Origin of the sequence: Paraburkholderia sp. GV068, from assembly GCF_003058125.1 — a bacterium.
Lineage (GTDB): Bacteria > Pseudomonadota > Gammaproteobacteria > Burkholderiales > Burkholderiaceae > Paraburkholderia > Paraburkholderia graminis.
In genome coordinates this window covers 301,451-317,068 of record NZ_QBUB01000006.1, presented here as the reverse complement: position 1 = coordinate 317,068, position 15,618 = coordinate 301,451, and the positions used below count along the sequence as shown (strand labels likewise).

The following is a 15,618-nucleotide window of genomic DNA, read 5'->3' as shown; positions in this document are numbered from 1 at the left end:
AAAACTTGATCATGTATTACGGAACGAGAACATGAGCAGCAGGGTAGAGGTGTTGAAGCAGCAACTCGCACAACTCGATAAGCGGATATCCGCCGCCTGGCAGCAGGAGCAGAGAGCTGCTATCGAGCACGTCCGCCAGGTCATGAACTTCTTCAACCTTGTGCCTAACCAGTTACGCATTGATCGGCGAGGCACCTACAACACCAGACCGCTTCAGATGAAATATCAGGATCCGGTCACCGGTGCAACTTGGAGCGGCCGTGGACGCGCGCCGTCCTGGATCCGGAACAGAAGCTACAACGACTTCCTGATTAAGCAGTCCGACGCCGGGGAGTCGGACTCGATGTGTTGATATTCAAGCTAGCCGGGTAACTGGGGGCGTCGCCAAGCTGCGGCTGCGTCGACGTCCCTTACCGAAGGTTGAACGGTCCGTCGAATGGCCGTTCATGGATGCCGGCGAAAGGCTGCTCGTGGCCGATCGGGTGAGGTCGCCGACGGCCGCTTACTGGCATTCCAGTCCGCAAACTTGAAATTGGCTGACTGACCGGTTTGGAGCAAGTTGTCTGACCGGAGTGGGCCGCGTGCAGTCAGCGAACGTAGAGCGATTGTGGTTGCTGTGATGTCATGCGAGGCGGGAAGGCAAGATAGCACCCTTTGCGGGATTCGATCTCACGACTCTATGCGCCCATCGGTTTGCACAGACAGCCCGCCCGCACTAACGACGATTCGCGACCGCTGACATAATCCGCTCACCGATGCCGAATGAATTGGCGGCTTGTCTGTCCCGACGGCTTCGGCGATATAGCAGCCGACGTCGTCGGCAACAATAATGCACGGAGGACAAATGTCGAAACGCGTGAAGTTTGCGGTTTTGCTGCTGGCGCTTGGCGTGATCGGGCATTGCGCGGCCGCGCAGCCCATGATCGAATTTACGATAGGCGGCAAGACCCAGTCGTTTAGCCAAGGGGTGTTGCTGGGGCGTCCGGATGCTGCCGAGATTCGCATTCCGCGAGATGTCGCCTACGGTACGTCGACGACCTACCGCGCAGTGCCGCTGGCCGACCTGGTCGACGCCGCAGCGTTACCGGCGGACAGCGTGCTCGAGGCACGTGCAACCGACGGCTTCGCCGCGCAACTGCCGATGGACCTCGTGCGCAACCGTGATCCTGCGACAGCCGTCGCATGGCTTGCGGTCGAGGACCCAGCGCAACCATGGCCGAAGCTGCCGGGTAAGCCGGTGAGCGCAGGACCGTTCTACCTGGTCTGGGTCGGCAGGGAAGCGGAATCCGTCCGCAGCGAGCAGTGGCCTTACCAGATCGCGCAGCTTACTACGCAACCATCTCCATCCGCGCGTTGGCCCGTGCTCGCCGTCGATCCGGCGCTGCCAGCAACCGATCCGATCCGCGCGGGGCAAAGCCTGTTCATTACTCAGTGTCTCGCCTGTCATCGGCTCAACCATGCGGGCAGCGCGGACACCGGCCCCGACCTCAATGTGCCGATGAATCCAGTCGAGTACTTCCAGCCCGCGGCATTGCGCCGCTATATTCGCAATCCGGCATCGGTTCGAGACTGGCCGGGCCGGACCATGCCCGCGTTCCCCCGGGACCAACTGAGCGATCGCGAGATCGATCTGATCGTCGCTTATCTGGCGTACATGGCGCAGCGGAAGGTTGGACGGTAAGGGTACGAGCTAAGGTTTGGACGATGCGGAATTGCCTTTCACCGGTCTGTGCAAGGTGGAATTTGCTTCGTCAAGCGGCCGCTGTGGCGGAGAGAGAAGGGCCACAAGTGGTCGGTCGAGGTCGCCATCCGATTTCAATGCCCAAGATCTCGTCCGCCCCCGCGCAATGGCCGGTTTCCGGCGAGCTAACTAGCAGTGGTTTTGCCTCAAGGCGGCCAGGAACGGCCGTTCGACATCGACGAATGAATCGTCGACAATTCGGTTCGTCGCCTATATCGACATTAGCCTGGCCATCCAGTCAATGACGGGTACGAATCCAGGAGGAGTCTTCTGTGGCATGCGCTCGATGCGAGGACCTATGCGTTCGATATGCGATCAGGCGTCCTCGCGAGCTACACAAAGCGATACAGATTGCAGCGGAGAACATCGCTGATAGAACAGTTGTAGAAGTAATTCCCGACAGCCCTTTCGTCTCCGTCTCATTCGACAAACTCGCGGCGGGTGCCGCATGGGACGACTACGTCGAGTGCCATTTTCGCTGCCTGCATTGCAATGAAGCTTTTTGGTTGCACGCCGAAACGTATCACGGTAGCGGCGGCTACTGGGTACCGAAAGACGAAGCGTCGATACGCGACAACATCACCAACTAGTCGCGAACGGTCACTGGGAGACAATCAACAGCGGTGACTAGATCGTTACAATCGACCTTCCACAGACCCGGTACTTGCCCCGGACACGGACGCTTGCGATGACCGAAAAATATCGACTCAGACTCATGTTCGAGTGGGGCGGTGGTTGTATTTGGGTGGGAGACGACGCTACTCGCAGCGCATACGGGGTGGGTCCGATTGAGGAGTCGCTGCCGCTGGCTGACGAGACGCGCAGAAAGCTTGCGGAAATGACTGCGTGGCATGACCTATCGCTCAACTGGGAATACCCTCCAGACCCCGGACCGTGGGACGCGTACGAGTACGAGCGCTTTGACGCGACCGCGGCCGCGATGCGTGATCATCTTCAACAGGAACTGGGGGACTGCTTCGCTATCGTCTACGAGAGATTGGGGGTTCATGAGGGACGCTCCAAGGATCGGTAGCCTGGGAGCAGGCTGAACCAGAAGCTCGCCTTTCCGCGAATGACCGCTTCAGAGAAGGGCGGCTGTTCCCTTTTAGGTCGTGTGCTGCCGATCGCCACTTGGCAAGTTGCAAGGGAAGCGGAGTCACCGCCATCTGAATAACATCACATTTCGGCCAGCGTCTGCGACATAGCAGGGTTGATGTGCGCAAGCTATGTGTGCCATGTCATCGGCTACCCATGTGCATCGACCCAGGCGCGGGCCCAATCGAGGCCAGCAAGCTAAGCGTCCTCCTCACGTTCAATGTCCCCAAGACGCCCGACACCTGAACTAGCTTGCCGCCATGGGGGATGGTCCCGCTCGCTGCATAACGTTCTGGCTGATGGTTGCCGCCATTTTGCTCAACGATGGCGTGCCCCCGTACGTCATAGCCGCGGTACTTCTGCGATTGCATTAGGGGACGACTTGAGCGGATGCCGCGTGGCCTCTCACGCGAAGGACGTTGCCTTCCGGCGCAGTTTGCCGCGGAACGTAAGACATATCCGGTTCTTCGTTGTGCAAGGTCTTTTGCGCAATGCCTTGCTTCGCCACGAGCCGTGGAGCAGTTGCTAACGTGCGCGGCGAATGCGTCTTCTTCGCGTGCAAGGCCACGTGGCGTCGTACTGCGAGCCTGTGTGCGGTACCCACCCGGTGCGGGGCAGTCGCGCGCCTCAGGCGGATTCCACAGTTCCAAATAGGTGCCGGCTCCGAAAGCCGTCGGCGCAAATGCCGCGGTCAGTAACGCAAGTCCAGGTTTTCTCACGATTTCCCGTTGCCTGCTTCTCGCTGCTGCCACTCTTTGCAACGCATCGGCTGATGCATGCATCCACCGTCGCAGCCTGCGCAATAGTGGCGGTCCCGAATGACTTCGGCGACTTGCCATGCATTTGCGGTGAGCGGACTCTCTGTCCCAAAGGTATGACCGTTTTCGGCGGCGTAAAACGTCGGCTCCCCAGCCTTGCCACGGCGAATCGCCTCGTTGATTTCCTGCTCGCCGAACGCTGATTTCATCTGCGCCACAAACGCCGCAATCTCCGACATCGGATGGCTGACCGGTTCACGGACACGCATATCGATCCGTATGAAACAAGCAGGTGTTCTCCGAGCGTGACGTCGCAAGTCGGCTTTCAATACTGAAACCCCAATTTTGTCCCGAACCGTGCGAAAGCCACCTAGACGATTGTCCGAACAACGTTCTCCGGTCGACTCGGCTGCAGACTCCGGCTGCAACGCGAATTCGCGCTCCCAAGTGCGGGCCGTTAGGGCGGATCTTGATTGGCATACCACATACTTCAGGCCGGGACAGGTCGTGGCGCATCTATGCTTTGACTCGCACATCAGCGAGTCGACCACAACGGGGCGTGCGACGCCAAGTGACGACGCAACGGACCCAGTCAGAGCCACAGTCGGCAATAACACTGTCCTGGCAAAAATTGCTCGTATTTCCGTTCGGCTGGTCGAGAAGGTCAGGCCGCCAAGAAAGCCAAGCCGCGACGGCGAGGATTGAGAGTTTGCGGGGGAGGGATGTGCCATCTAACACTGACTGCGCGCCCAAGGGGGCGCGTGAAATGCGACGCGGGATGACTGCGCATCGCCTTGGAAACCTGAATGGAGTGCAGAAAGGCCGCGACTTGCGATCGCGTATTCAATCCGAGCTTTGCGAGAACGTTTCCAACGTGTGTTTTGACGGCCACCAGCTCGATTCGGGTCTCGTGGCAAATCTCATTGTTGGAAAGTCCGCGGGAAATGAAGTCGACTACCTCAAGCTGGCGCGATGTCAGTTGATAATGTTCGACGAGTTGTCGGTTCAGTCGCTGGGCTTTGATCGAGTGCAATGCAAGAAGATTATGTTGAACATAGCTATGCATCTCATGGAGCATGGAATCGTTGCTGAACGTTTTATCGAGCTTGTTCTTTAGGACGTTCAGAAAAAGCGATCGCTCGATCGTCCTGCCAAAAAACAAATGCGGCTTCGTCCACGAACCCATAGCCCATCGCACCTGGTCGCGATAGATATAGCCACTTTGTGTTCGGCGGTTGCACGGCCACGACAACAATGTTCATCGCTCCGATACCGCCAGTCGCCAATTGTCAGTGCAGTTCCGTCAAACCGGTCTTGCGGTCAATCTTTCTTAGCGCGGCGCGAGGCGGTAGTCGGAGGCTCGAAGCATTGAAGGCTCAGCTATGTCGGGGCGTCAAGAAGTGCCAATCTGAAGCGTTTCGGGTAGCCGTTCGGATACCAGTGGCAACGTCACCCTGACCTGCAATCCTCCGCGCTCACGGTTGCGAAGCGCGATGTCGCCGCCATGAGCCCGAACGACAGCTCGCGCCGATGTCAGTCCCAAACCCATCCCTCCGGTGCCGCGGTTTCGCGATTGCTCCAGGCGAAAGAACGGCGTGAACACCTGTTCGAGCGCGTGAGTGGGGATGCCGGGGCCCTGATCGCTGATTTCGACAACGAGTTGCGTTGCCGAATGGATCAGTTGCAGTTCCGCGCTGTTGCCGTACTTCAACGCATTGTCGACGAGGTTCATGCAGGCCCGCCTCAATGAAAATGGACGTCCGTTGAACGCGATGCGATCGGGGCCGGAGTAAAAGACGGGCTGACCCTGGTCACCATAGTCGTCGGTAACGGTGCGCAACAAGCCGGCGAAATCGAAAACCGTCGCGTCCTCGTCCTTATAGTCGTCCCTGAAAAAGGAAAGCGCCGAGTCCGCCATTGCCTGCAGGTCGTCGACGTCGCGAAAGAGGCGCGCCCGTTGATCGTCGTCCTCGATAAACTCGCCACGCAGCCGGATCTTGGTGAGCGGTGTGCGCAGATCATGAGACATGGCGGCGAGCATCAGCGTTCGGTCCTCGACAAATTTGCGCACCTGCGCCTGCAATGCGTTGAACGCCGCAATTGCCGCGCGCAGTTCTCCAGGTCCGGATTCGCGGACGGGGCCGGCGCGCGGGTCGCCGCCGATGCGGCGCAAGTCTTCCGCGAACTGCCTGATCGGCTTGGCGAGAAAATAAGTGGCAAGCACGGACGCGGCGAGAATCGACAACGCAACGCATCCGAGTGCCACGGCTATCTGCCGCGGTTGCGGCAGCCCCCAGTCGCGTTGCGTGGCGATGAATACCACCCAGCTGCCGTCACCCAGTTCCACTGCAAGAAAATAGGTGCGAGAAGATCTTCCGCGATCGAACCGGATGCTGGTGGCGAGCGGATCGTCCGAGCTGAAAAATACGCGCGGACGCTGGCGGCCTTCGGTCACAAACCATCTGGCCAGATCTGAATCCCGATCGGGCGGTTGCGCCACAGCGAGGCCGCGGGCAACCGGTGAGGGGGCTGGATACCATTCAGCCCGGTTAGATTCAATGCGCACCGCGCGGGCCAGCCGCGGGCGATCGATCGTCGAAGCCGCGTCCATCATGCGCACGATGTCGTCGGCCCTGTCCAGCAATGCCGTCTCTCTCGCCGTCGGGCCGGCAAGATGACTAAAGAGCATGGCGAGGCCGAGCACGCCGATGATGGCTGCGCCGACCGTCAGCGAAATTCGCCAGCCTATGGTATCCGGCGCACGCAATCGTACGTTCATCCGCGTCGCACCGCCGGCGTGAACATATAGCCGCCGCCACGAACCGTGCGAATCACGGAAGGCGTTTGCGCGTCAGTGTCGAGTTTGCGACGCAAACGGCCGACCTGCACGTCGATGCTGCGGTCATAGACCTCATGCGCCGATCCGCGCGTGAGATCCAGCAGTTGATCGCGCGTCAGCACCCGTTGAGCGTGCTCCGCAAACACGAGCAGAAGATCGAACTCGCTACTCGAAAGGATGATCAGTGTGTTGTCCGCGGAGCGCAGTTCGCGCCGGGCAATATCCAGACGCCACCCGGCAAACGAAAGTACAGGCCTCGTCTCTGTGCGCGTCGCCGCCGCGCCAGTCTGCGTCGTCCGGCGCAGCACAGCCTTTACTCGTGCGAGCAGTTCCCTCGCATCGAATGGCTTCACCAGATAGTCGTCGGCGCCCATCTCGAGACCCACTACGCGATCGACGTGATCCGCCACTGCGGTGAGCATGATCACCGGCACCTTCGACGTTGCGCGTATGCGCCGGCAGAGGCTAAACCCGTCCTCGCCCGGCAACATGACGTCCAGAATGACGATATCGACGTGCTGAGCGTCGAGTGCCGCGAACAGGCTATGTCCGTCGGTCGCAATGCTCACCTCGTGGCCATGCTTGCGAAAAAAACCCGTCAGCAAGGACCGGATGTCCTCCTCGTCGTCAACCACCAGTACGTGCGGCATATAAGTCATTTCCAGATGCTAACCGGGGCGGTCCCGAGATTTATGTCAGCTGTGCGTTCCGGTATTTCAAGGGCGACACATTGTATCGGCGCCGTAAAAAAACGCACATCATGCCGTTGAATCTCCTGCGTAATCTCGGGCTCCCCGACTGGAGATTTCTGAATGGCAATATCATCGAAAACGGCGCAGCGCCGAGGCGCCGAATTGGCGCATGTCACGAGAAAAAACCGTCGCCGTGAATACAGGGCCCTGCTGGCTGCGGCTTCACTTGTCCTCAGTGCTGGCAGCGCTCGCGCACAGAACGCCAGCAACCCCGAAGGATCCGGCTTCACTGTCCTCAGCAATGCCACCAATGTCACTCACTGGGGGCTGGGCGCCGCCGTCGGTATCGAACCGTCGCCGTATAAGGGCGACAGTGCGAGGATCACGCCGATTCCGCTTTTCTACGTGGACAACAAATGGATCAGTGCCTACGCGACGACGCTCGATCTGAAAGTCGGGCAATGGGATGGCATCACCTTCGCCTTGCGTGGCAAGGTGGGCATTCTGGAGGGATATAAAGGATCCGATGCACCGATTCTGAACGGCATGGAGAACCGGACGAGTATCACCTTCTGGTACGGCCCGGCACTCGGATGGCGTACCGGATTCGGAACACTGAGCGCCAGTTACCTTATCGGCGGAAACAAGGGGCAGCAGGCGACCCTGGAGTTCAGAAAAGCGTTCGAGTCAGGAAAATTGACGATCGAGCCTCACGCGGACCTCAGGTGGCTGAACGACAAATATGTCGACTACTACTACGGCGTGACCCAGCCTGAGGCACGTGTGGGGCGACCCGCGTACGAAGGAAAATCCACGCTGAATGCCACCATCGGCACGCGCGTCGCCTACCAGATCGCGCAGCAGCAGTCCGTCAGCCTCGATTTGCTCGTCACGCATCTCGGCAGCGGGATTTCCGATAGCCCGCTCATAGGCCGGCGTTTCGTTCCCGCGGCGCGGCTGGGCTATCTGTATCAGTTCAAGTAAGGCCGGTCATCTTGTATGACCGGCGCTTGTTCGGCGGGGTCGAGATTGATATCCCGCAATGCAGAAGCTTGCGCGTCAGTGCCCGCCCGGTTGGCTTCTCATTTTCACAGGAGCAGTTCAATGATGTTTGGCCGGTTTCACGCCGCACCGAGTCGCCACCTCGCGTTTGATGAGCGCGCGGAACGCAACGGCATTGACAATCGCCATGTCGTGCGCGGCGGGTTGCGGGCTGACAATGTCCGCGGCTTTGGCTTGCTTGGCAGCGTACTTTCCGGCTGGAAAGCGTGCTTGTCACGCGACGATCAGCCCGATGCGCCGACAAGCCAGGGTCTGGCCGGCAGCATGGAACCGTTGAGCGCGAATCAGCAGATTGCTCAGCTGCGCCGGGCGCTCGACGAAACGCGGCGGGAACTCGAGGTATTGGTCGAGGCACTGGAATACGGCAGAAGCATCGCCGCAATGTAGGCTTCGGTCAGCGTTGCAGTGGGCGAGCCGACTCGACAACCGACCATCCAGACTGCCACCACCGGCGGTGGACGTCGACTGAGAACTATGATCTGGGATCTCAGACTAGAGGCGTTTGTCACCGATGAACATCGGCTCTAGCGGAAGACGGCTCCACGGAAGGGGCCCGATATGACCGTTTGACCTCTGATACCCGCCCTTTGCGCCGCGACGATGCGATCGGCGTGCTATGGGACCACTTGTCCGATGCCCAAGAGGTTACCTTCGCTATCCCGGAACCACTCGCCTTTTTCGCCCGACGCTGCCCTCGATGGATAATTGCCTTGTATCAGCGCGATGCCGTTGACCGTCTTTAAATCAGGAAGGTCGTATTCCTCGAACGTCACGCCTCGCTGTCGCAGTTCAGCAACGGTCGCCTCTATGTCGCCGACTTCCCAGCCCATTTGCGTGTGCGCGCCAGAGGCCGATCCGGTCGACTCAAACAGTGTGAAGTATCCACTTCCGCACCTATAACGGAGCCCGCCGGGCCGTTCTTCGACTGGCTCCAGACCGAGCTTCGGCGAATAAAACGCCCGTGCTCGTGCGAGGTCTTGCGCCGGCAGCCGTGTAGATACGTCGCTCTCTTTAAGCATGAAATACCTCGTGGCATGAAATCGGAACAATGCCTGACCGGCTCTCGAGATCAGGATGGACAAACGAGGCATCGTGACGATCCACCATTCTGCAAACCTTGCCCTCCTAACGACGAATGACAAAGCGCAGAATTGGCACGCACCGTCGTAAGTCGTTCACCGAGTTGCCGGACCTAGGGCTGCTGCGTATCAAAGCCATCCGCGTCTGGCTTCGGAGCAAAGATTGTTAATGCAGCGCGAAATTGCTCGGACCGTTTGCATCAGTTAACGCCTCACAGACCACGCAGGAGGAGACGGCAAGTTGCCGCCCGCTCGCTTTGAAGCGCAGAGCGTTTAGATACATGGCTCGCAATGTCTCATGGAATTTCAACGACGAACGCATTCAGCTCGACCATCTTGCCGCCGTCAAACCGCCAGACGTCACAGTACGCGTTTTTTATTTGTCTTCCGTCCTCCGCTGACGATGTGATTTCGCCGACCGCCACCACAAAGTCGCCGTCACCAATAAGACTTTGAACCGTGAACTGCGGCGGCGTCACGTACTCTTTCGCCATCCATTTGCGAACTGCCTCCTTTCCGTGGAGGCTTCCGACGCCCACCGTCGTCCATTCGATACCGTCTGCACAAAATGCGAGGAAGCCCTCGATATCACCGGCACTTACCGCAGCATTCGCTTTCTGCAAAACGACTTTGTTCCAGTCCGTCATATCACTCCTTTTTGAATAGGTTACGACATCCGCGCGCGGACGGCTGACTTGCGGAAATTGGTTTGCTTGTCCGAGAGTTATCCCTGTCGAGCCCGGCTCGCGGCCCGCATCGGTACAACCTGTACTTCGACGTGCGCGTTGATCGTGAGGTTCCGCCTCCGACCGCTCGGTGCCGAATGGAGTCGGCACGGTGCCCGCGACGCTTCTCGAACCAGCTCAACGCGGTCATCCTGGCAGAGGTTTATGGAGGCCGCCTAGCTTCGGGCCGTGGATCTGTATGTCGACAGAGGACTTGCGCGCGCTCATGCGGAGGGAAATGAGTAGCACGTCAGTGCGCCATTAATCGGAACGTTGCGGACGCGTTGGCCTTGATGATTGTGGGTGCGGACGGGCCGCCGCGTTTGCGGGTCTCTCGATCATATGCGTGGCTGAAAGTAATCAAGAATCGCTATCATCCGGGGATTCTTTTTCGTCCATCACCGGGGTCGGCAGCGAGGACTGGAGTTCCGACGGCTTAGCGTCGGCGCAGTCGCGTGCTTTGCAACGTCCGTCCATTGACCTGCAGCGGTCGTGTGTCGTCCCTTCGGACCACAGACTGCTAGCGTCACCTACGGACGTTCATCGTGAGACGAGGTCCGGTCAGGAATGGCCGTTCGCTAACTTAGCCACGCACCCAGATGCATGACAGTTCACGTCAAATAGCGGACCTGTAGTTGCGACACCCAGCCGAGCGCGATTGGCTACGGTCCGATGAGATCGGTTGAATTCTTCTTTCGGTGGTGGCGCACAGTCTGTCATGCAGGCTCCCCGACTTGCGGGGTGCTGCGCGAACGCTCCGACGCGAACCCCGATCGCATCAGAAGCTGTCGACGACGTCCTCAATCTTCCCCCGACTTTGTGCCATTCAGGTACTGCCAGTCGAAGCCGTGCGGCCCCTCCTGCACCGTACCAACCGACGTCTCGGGAAAATGCGCAGGAAAGACGATCGCGCATGTTTTCGCTGCATGATTGAGCAGCCATTGTCGTGAGGCTCGCGCTAGCGGCTGGTCCACGCAGAACGTCGAATTCCACTGAGGACGATAGACCTGCAGCGGGCTATGCATCACGTCGCCGGAGAACAGCGCCGTGTGTCCTTGCGAGTGAATTTCGATCGCCATGTGCCCGACGCTGTGACCCGGCGTAGGCAGACAACGAATACCTTCGACGATGTCCTCCACGGCGTCCTGCACCACGCGGGCCTGCTGCGCTTCAATGATTGGCAACACACTGTCCTCGAACACCATGCGGCGCGGCTCCCCGCCTGGGGTATCGAAGTAGTCGCGCTCGCGTCGGCCGAATACATACGTGGCGTTCGGAAAAACCGGCGCCCAGTGGTTGTTTTGCCAGTGCGTGTTCCATCCGACGTGATCGACATGCAAGTGTGTGAGGAGCACGTAGTCCACCTGCTCGCGTCGGAAACCCGCCGCTTCGAAACGCTCGAGCACGGGGTTGTCGAGCCTGTCGAAAAGTGCGCTGAACGGCCGGGCCTTGCCATTGCCGATCCCAGCGTCGACGACGACAGTCAGACCATCCAGTTCGACGACCCACAAGTGTGTTTTCAACCATATCCGTCGATTCGCGAGGTCGACGCTCGCCGTCGAAAAGTGCGTTTCCATTACGCGTTCGCCTTCGGCGTCCCAGTCGGGGAACAAGACCTCGGGAGTCAGCGGGAAGGCTGTTTCGTCGACCCGGGTGATCGTTGCCCCGCCCACGCGAAAGGTGATGGAAGTATCGTTCATGGCACTACTCGCTTATCGTTAGCTACGAAGCCATTCATTCTGCAACCCGTGTAGGCGCAGCGTGAACAACGGGCACACGCCGCATGGCGACCGCGTAGAGCGCTGCGCCGATCAGCGCGGACAAGCCGCCGGTCAGGGCCAGTGCCACGCCGAGGCTGTCGCCTCCGTGTCCGAGGTGCTCATTGAGAGCACCAACCGCCAAAGGCCCCACACCGCCGCTGATCGCATTGGTCATGAACACGAGAAGCGCGAGCGAGCGGCCGCGCATGCGGTTCGGCACGGCGATCTGCAACGGCACAGGCGCAAGGCCCATCGCAATGCTCGCAGTGAACGCGCACGCGCCGTAGAGCACGACCGCCGTCGTGCTATCGCTCACGAGCGGCATTGCAATCGCGGTAGGCACGAGCGTGGCAACCGCGCCGGCGGAAAAGCCCAATACCTTGCGCAATGCGCTTTCGTCCGTGACCCGTGACGCGAGTATGCCTGCGCACGCAACGCCGAGCATGCCGCCGATCATGTACGCGGGAGCGGCCAATTGGCCAACCATTTTCGGTGCAAGATGGAAATGCCGCATCAATAAGGTCGGAAACCACGCAGCGTGCGAATAGAACAGCGTGATAAGCGCCACATATGCCGCGAAGTAAGGCAGGCAGAAGCGATTGCGCAGGAACAGTTCGACCAGAACGTCACGCAGGGACGGCATGACGTCTCTCGCCTGTTTCGCATGAGCGAGCGTTTCCAGTCGGACAGGTTCGCGAACCGTCAATGCCACCATCGGGGCCAATGCGAGCCCGGGCAATCCGACCGCGACGAACACGGCTTGCCACGGCTCCACGCCATGGGCAGCGAGCCATGTACTGCCAGAACCATGTGCCGCGGACAGCAGCGTGCCGCCGCCGAACAATGCGACGCCGCCTCCTACATACGGCCCGAGCATGAATACACTGCTCGCGCGCGCCACGCGGCGCGGGGTATAGATGTCGCTGAAGATCGACAAAGCCGCGGGGCTCAACGCCGCCTCGGCAATCGCGGTGCCTGCGCGGGCCACCAGCAGTTCGGGGAAGCTCGAAGCGAAGCCGCACGCCATTGTCGAGATCGCCCAGATTGCAACGCAAGCGGCAATCAGCTTGACGCGGTTGGCTCGATCGACGAGCCGCGCGACGAAAACGCCCGCCGTTGCGTAGCACATCGTGAATGAAAGACCCTGTAGCAGGCCAATTTGCGTATCGGTGAGCACAAGTGACTGCTTGATTGGCTGCACGAGAATGCTGACGACCTGCCGATCCAGATAGGAGAACGCGAAGCAGATGAAAAACAGGGTTACGACATAGGCCGGACGCACGTCGCCGGAAGCAGGCGGGGCAGCGTCCCTGGTCGGCTGTGCCAAACGAGGGTGAGCGCTCATACATTGTCTCCGCACGATGAGTCGGGGGATAGAAACGCACCGTTCTGGTTGTGCCTGTTCGGTGCTTAATCGGCGCGGGTATCCGCCGCCAGCAGCGCGATGCAGTCGCCGGGTTCCACGCGCGCAAATGTGCGCATGCAAACCACTGTGGCGTCCGCACGAAACCGAATCTCCTTCGGCGCCTTCCATGGCCGGTGCGGATCGAACAGCCGCCCCGCGACCTGTCCTTCTCGAACGCGATCGCCAAGCGCGAAGGCGGGCTCGAATACGCCGGCAAGCGGTGAATACACGTAGTGGCGCGCGCCTTCCACGCGAAGAAAGCGCGTTTGGCCAGCGGGCAACGGATCGTTTTCCGGCACGACACCTAGCCGGTGCAGTACCCGGTGCAGCCCGCTTTCGACAATCGCGAGGTTGGCCGCGTCGCAGCCCGCGTGGCCGCCAAATTCACCGCAAAGAAAGAGCCTTCCGTGGCGTTCGGCCGCCGCCGCGAATGTGCGGTCTTCGCCAAGCAGATCCATGATCATCGTGTTCGGCGCACCGAACGCGCGGACAAGATCAAGATAGAGCTCACGCCGCTCGCCGTCGCCCGGTGGGGATGCAAGAAGCGTAGGGGCGTGTTCGAACGATGCACCTCCCGCGTGGAAGTCAATCACGATATCGGCGCGCGGAAGAAGTTCCGTTTCGACGTAGTGCGCGATCATCTCGGTCGGTTGCCCGTTGCGTGCGCCAGGGAACATCCGGTTCAGATTGCCGCGATCGATGGGGGAGGTACGCGTGCCGTTGATGAAAGCCGGGAAATTCAGAGCGGGAATCACGATGAGACGGCCGCGTATTGTCATCGAAGGTAGTCGCTGCAACAGCTTCATGAGCGCGACAGGACCTTCGTATTCATCGCCGTGATTGCCGCCCGTCAGCAGCACCGTGGGGCCGGTGCCGGCGTCGGCGTTGAGCACGGCAAGCGGGATCGGAACGTAGCCGTACGCCGAGCGATCGTGCGACCAGGGGAGCCTGAGCGTGCCGGTCTGAAAACCCGTGCGCTCGAAATCCACGTCAGTGGCGAGAAGGGATGGAAGATTTGACATGGTGCGATCCGTAGAGATCGAGGCGGCGCCCCGGTTGCCTTTACTATCGCCGACGCTAAAGCGCATGCCCAATGCCGTTTTCTGCTGCGGGTGATGCCTCCGGAGCATCACTGTCTACGGCTTCCCCCATTGACGCGGCACGTTAGGGCGCCGCCTGCCGCAACTGATCGACGAACCGCTCCAGGGCCGGGTTTCCTCCGTTTGCGAGGAAGCAGAATTCGAGTGGCAACGGCACCGAAAGATCCTGCAGATCGACGAAACGCACGCGCGCTGGCGGCCGATCGCGATTCGCGGCATTCACAATCGCGCCTCCCATGCCCGCGGTCACGAGCGATAAAATCGCCGTTTCGGTGCTGGCCTCCTGCCGGATGTCGAGTGTGAGGCCGCGCTCGGCGCAAGCGCTGAGCAATCGATCGTAGTACGCGGGATAAACGCGACGCGGAAATGCGATAAATGGGGTGTCCCGAAGCGCAGCGGTTACGACGGCTCCCTCTTTGCCGAGCGGCCACGCTTCGGGGACGGCCAGCACGACATTCTGTTCCAGCACGCGCACGCTCGAGATCCCTTCGGGCAGCACTCCCACGCGATAGCAGAAGCCACCGTTGAGCTGCCCGGCCGCAATCGATTCGAGTTGTTCCGGTGTGTTCATCGGTAGCAGTTCGAGTCTCACATCCGCCACGGCCTGTTCGAATTCGCGTAATGCACGCGAGACCACGCCGCTCCATGCTGCGTTTTCGACGAAACCGACCCGCAAATGTCCACGCAAGCCCGAGGCGATCTGGCGGGGGAGGCGATTGGCAGCGTCGACACGGTCCAGTATCTCGCGCGCTTCTGCCAGGTAGGCTTTGCCCGCGGATGTGAGCACCAGGCCGCGTGGTGTGCGATCGAACAACGCCGCCCCGATGGCTTCTTCGAGGTCCTGGATTTGCCGCGAGATCGCAGGCTGCGTCACGTGCAGTTGTTCAGACGCAGCGCGTACGCTGCGCAACTCGGCGACGGCAACGAAATAGCGGAGGTGCCGGAGTTCCATGGTGGGAAGCCCAAGAACGCAGGAGCGTAATGGTAAATCATCGTGGACGTTACCCAAAGTCGGCAAAGACCGACTATTTGCCGGCCGAGACGCCGCGCGACTGGCCATTGCAGCTTGCAACCTGCCGTTGCTTTCGCATTTGGGTCGAAAGGCGATTGTGGGCCGACAAGGGAAATTCGCGGCGAGGCCGAGCCGGTGACTGGCGGGCTCAGGCCGAATTTTCCGGTTTCGACCGAGGCCGACCTCTGAAGTCCTTCGGAAGAGTACGCGCAGCGAATCGCCTTGACTAAAAAATTCGCCATCGACCCGGAGCGGCGAGGTTGGCAGAACCTGCCACGAAATTTTGCGAAAGCATTGTCGATTTCCGATCATCAGCTTCGTCGTCAGTACATACCCACGCAAAGGATCTT

At 60.1% G+C, this 15,618-nt stretch carries 15 protein-coding genes; 5 read left to right on the top strand and 10 right to left on the bottom strand.

What is annotated here, in order from left to right:
* Positions 1–31 precede the first annotated feature (31 nt).
* The 3 genes from C8K18_RS15555 to C8K18_RS15540 all read left to right on the top strand — a co-directional run bounded on the left by C8K18_RS15555 (position 32) and on the right by C8K18_RS15540 (position 2,774).
* Entirely contained in the window at positions 32–352 is a 321-nt protein-coding gene (locus C8K18_RS15555; protein WP_107708068.1) for an H-NS family nucleoid-associated regulatory protein, read from the top strand.
* Between the two features lie 492 nt (positions 353–844).
* Positions 845–1,681: a cytochrome c gene (locus tag C8K18_RS15550; RefSeq protein WP_107708066.1), complete on the top strand. Its 837-nt coding sequence runs from the start codon at positions 845–847 to the stop codon at positions 1,679–1,681.
* 748 nt (positions 1,682–2,429) lie between these two features.
* Positions 2,430–2,774: a hypothetical protein gene (locus C8K18_RS15540; RefSeq protein WP_207909701.1), complete on the top strand. Its 345-nt coding sequence runs from the start codon at positions 2,430–2,432 to the stop codon at positions 2,772–2,774.
* 777 nt (positions 2,775–3,551) lie between these two features.
* Here the strand turns inward: C8K18_RS15540 and C8K18_RS15530 are convergent.
* The 4 genes from C8K18_RS15530 to C8K18_RS15515 form a co-directional block, all read right to left on the bottom strand.
* Positions 3,552–3,869 carry a hypothetical protein gene (locus C8K18_RS15530; protein ID WP_107708151.1) on the bottom strand — a complete coding sequence of 106 codons (318 nt, stop codon included), beginning with the start codon at positions 3,867–3,869 and terminating at the stop codon, positions 3,552–3,554.
* Positions 3,870–4,258: 389 nt separating this feature from the next.
* On the bottom strand, positions 4,259–4,780 hold the full coding sequence (locus tag C8K18_RS15525; protein ID WP_107708060.1) for a response regulator transcription factor: 522 nt from the start codon (positions 4,778–4,780) through the stop codon (positions 4,259–4,261).
* Between the two features lie 207 nt (positions 4,781–4,987).
* Positions 4,988–6,373, bottom strand: coding sequence for an ATP-binding protein (locus C8K18_RS15520; protein WP_107708058.1), 1,386 nt, complete (start codon positions 6,371–6,373; stop codon positions 4,988–4,990).
* Positions 6,370–7,092 (bottom strand): response regulator, encoded by a 723-nt coding sequence (locus C8K18_RS15515; RefSeq protein WP_207909700.1) that lies wholly within the window; start codon positions 7,090–7,092, stop codon positions 6,370–6,372. The genes C8K18_RS15520 and C8K18_RS15515 overlap by 4 nt, the downstream gene beginning before the upstream one ends.
* A gap of 153 nt (positions 7,093–7,245) precedes the next feature.
* Here C8K18_RS15515 and C8K18_RS15510 point away from each other — a divergent pair, with 153 nt between their 5' ends.
* Positions 7,246–8,109: a MipA/OmpV family protein gene (locus tag C8K18_RS15510; protein WP_107708054.1), complete on the top strand. Its 864-nt coding sequence runs from the start codon at positions 7,246–7,248 to the stop codon at positions 8,107–8,109.
* A gap of 120 nt (positions 8,110–8,229) precedes the next feature.
* A complete protein-coding gene (locus C8K18_RS15505) occupies positions 8,230–8,574 on the top strand; it encodes a hypothetical protein (protein ID WP_107708052.1) in 345 nt (114 codons plus the stop codon).
* A gap of 227 nt (positions 8,575–8,801) precedes the next feature.
* Here C8K18_RS15505 and C8K18_RS15500 read toward each other — a convergent pair whose 3' ends face one another.
* From C8K18_RS15500 to C8K18_RS15475, 6 genes are all read right to left on the bottom strand, one after another.
* Positions 8,802–9,269, bottom strand: a complete 468-nt coding sequence (locus C8K18_RS15500; protein ID WP_258196131.1) for a VOC family protein — start codon at positions 9,267–9,269, stop codon at positions 8,802–8,804.
* Between the two features lie 293 nt (positions 9,270–9,562).
* The gene (locus C8K18_RS15495; protein ID WP_107708050.1) at positions 9,563–9,913 is read right to left on the bottom strand and encodes a nuclear transport factor 2 family protein; all 351 of its coding nucleotides are present in this window, start codon (positions 9,911–9,913) and stop codon (positions 9,563–9,565) included.
* An 878-nt stretch (positions 9,914–10,791) separates the two neighbouring features.
* Positions 10,792–11,691, bottom strand: coding sequence for an MBL fold metallo-hydrolase (locus C8K18_RS15490; RefSeq protein WP_107708049.1), 900 nt, complete (start codon positions 11,689–11,691; stop codon positions 10,792–10,794).
* Positions 11,692–11,725: 34 nt separating this feature from the next.
* Positions 11,726–13,096, bottom strand: a complete 1,371-nt coding sequence (locus C8K18_RS15485; protein ID WP_107708047.1) for an MFS transporter — start codon at positions 13,094–13,096, stop codon at positions 11,726–11,728.
* A gap of 65 nt (positions 13,097–13,161) precedes the next feature.
* Positions 13,162–14,178 carry a succinylglutamate desuccinylase/aspartoacylase family protein gene (locus C8K18_RS15480; protein ID WP_107708147.1) on the bottom strand — a complete coding sequence of 339 codons (1,017 nt, stop codon included), beginning with the start codon at positions 14,176–14,178 and terminating at the stop codon, positions 13,162–13,164.
* Positions 14,179–14,320: 142 nt separating this feature from the next.
* The gene (locus C8K18_RS15475) at positions 14,321–15,208 is read right to left on the bottom strand and encodes a LysR family transcriptional regulator (RefSeq protein WP_107708045.1); all 888 of its coding nucleotides are present in this window, start codon (positions 15,206–15,208) and stop codon (positions 14,321–14,323) included.
* Between the last annotated feature and the right edge of the window lie 410 nt (positions 15,209–15,618).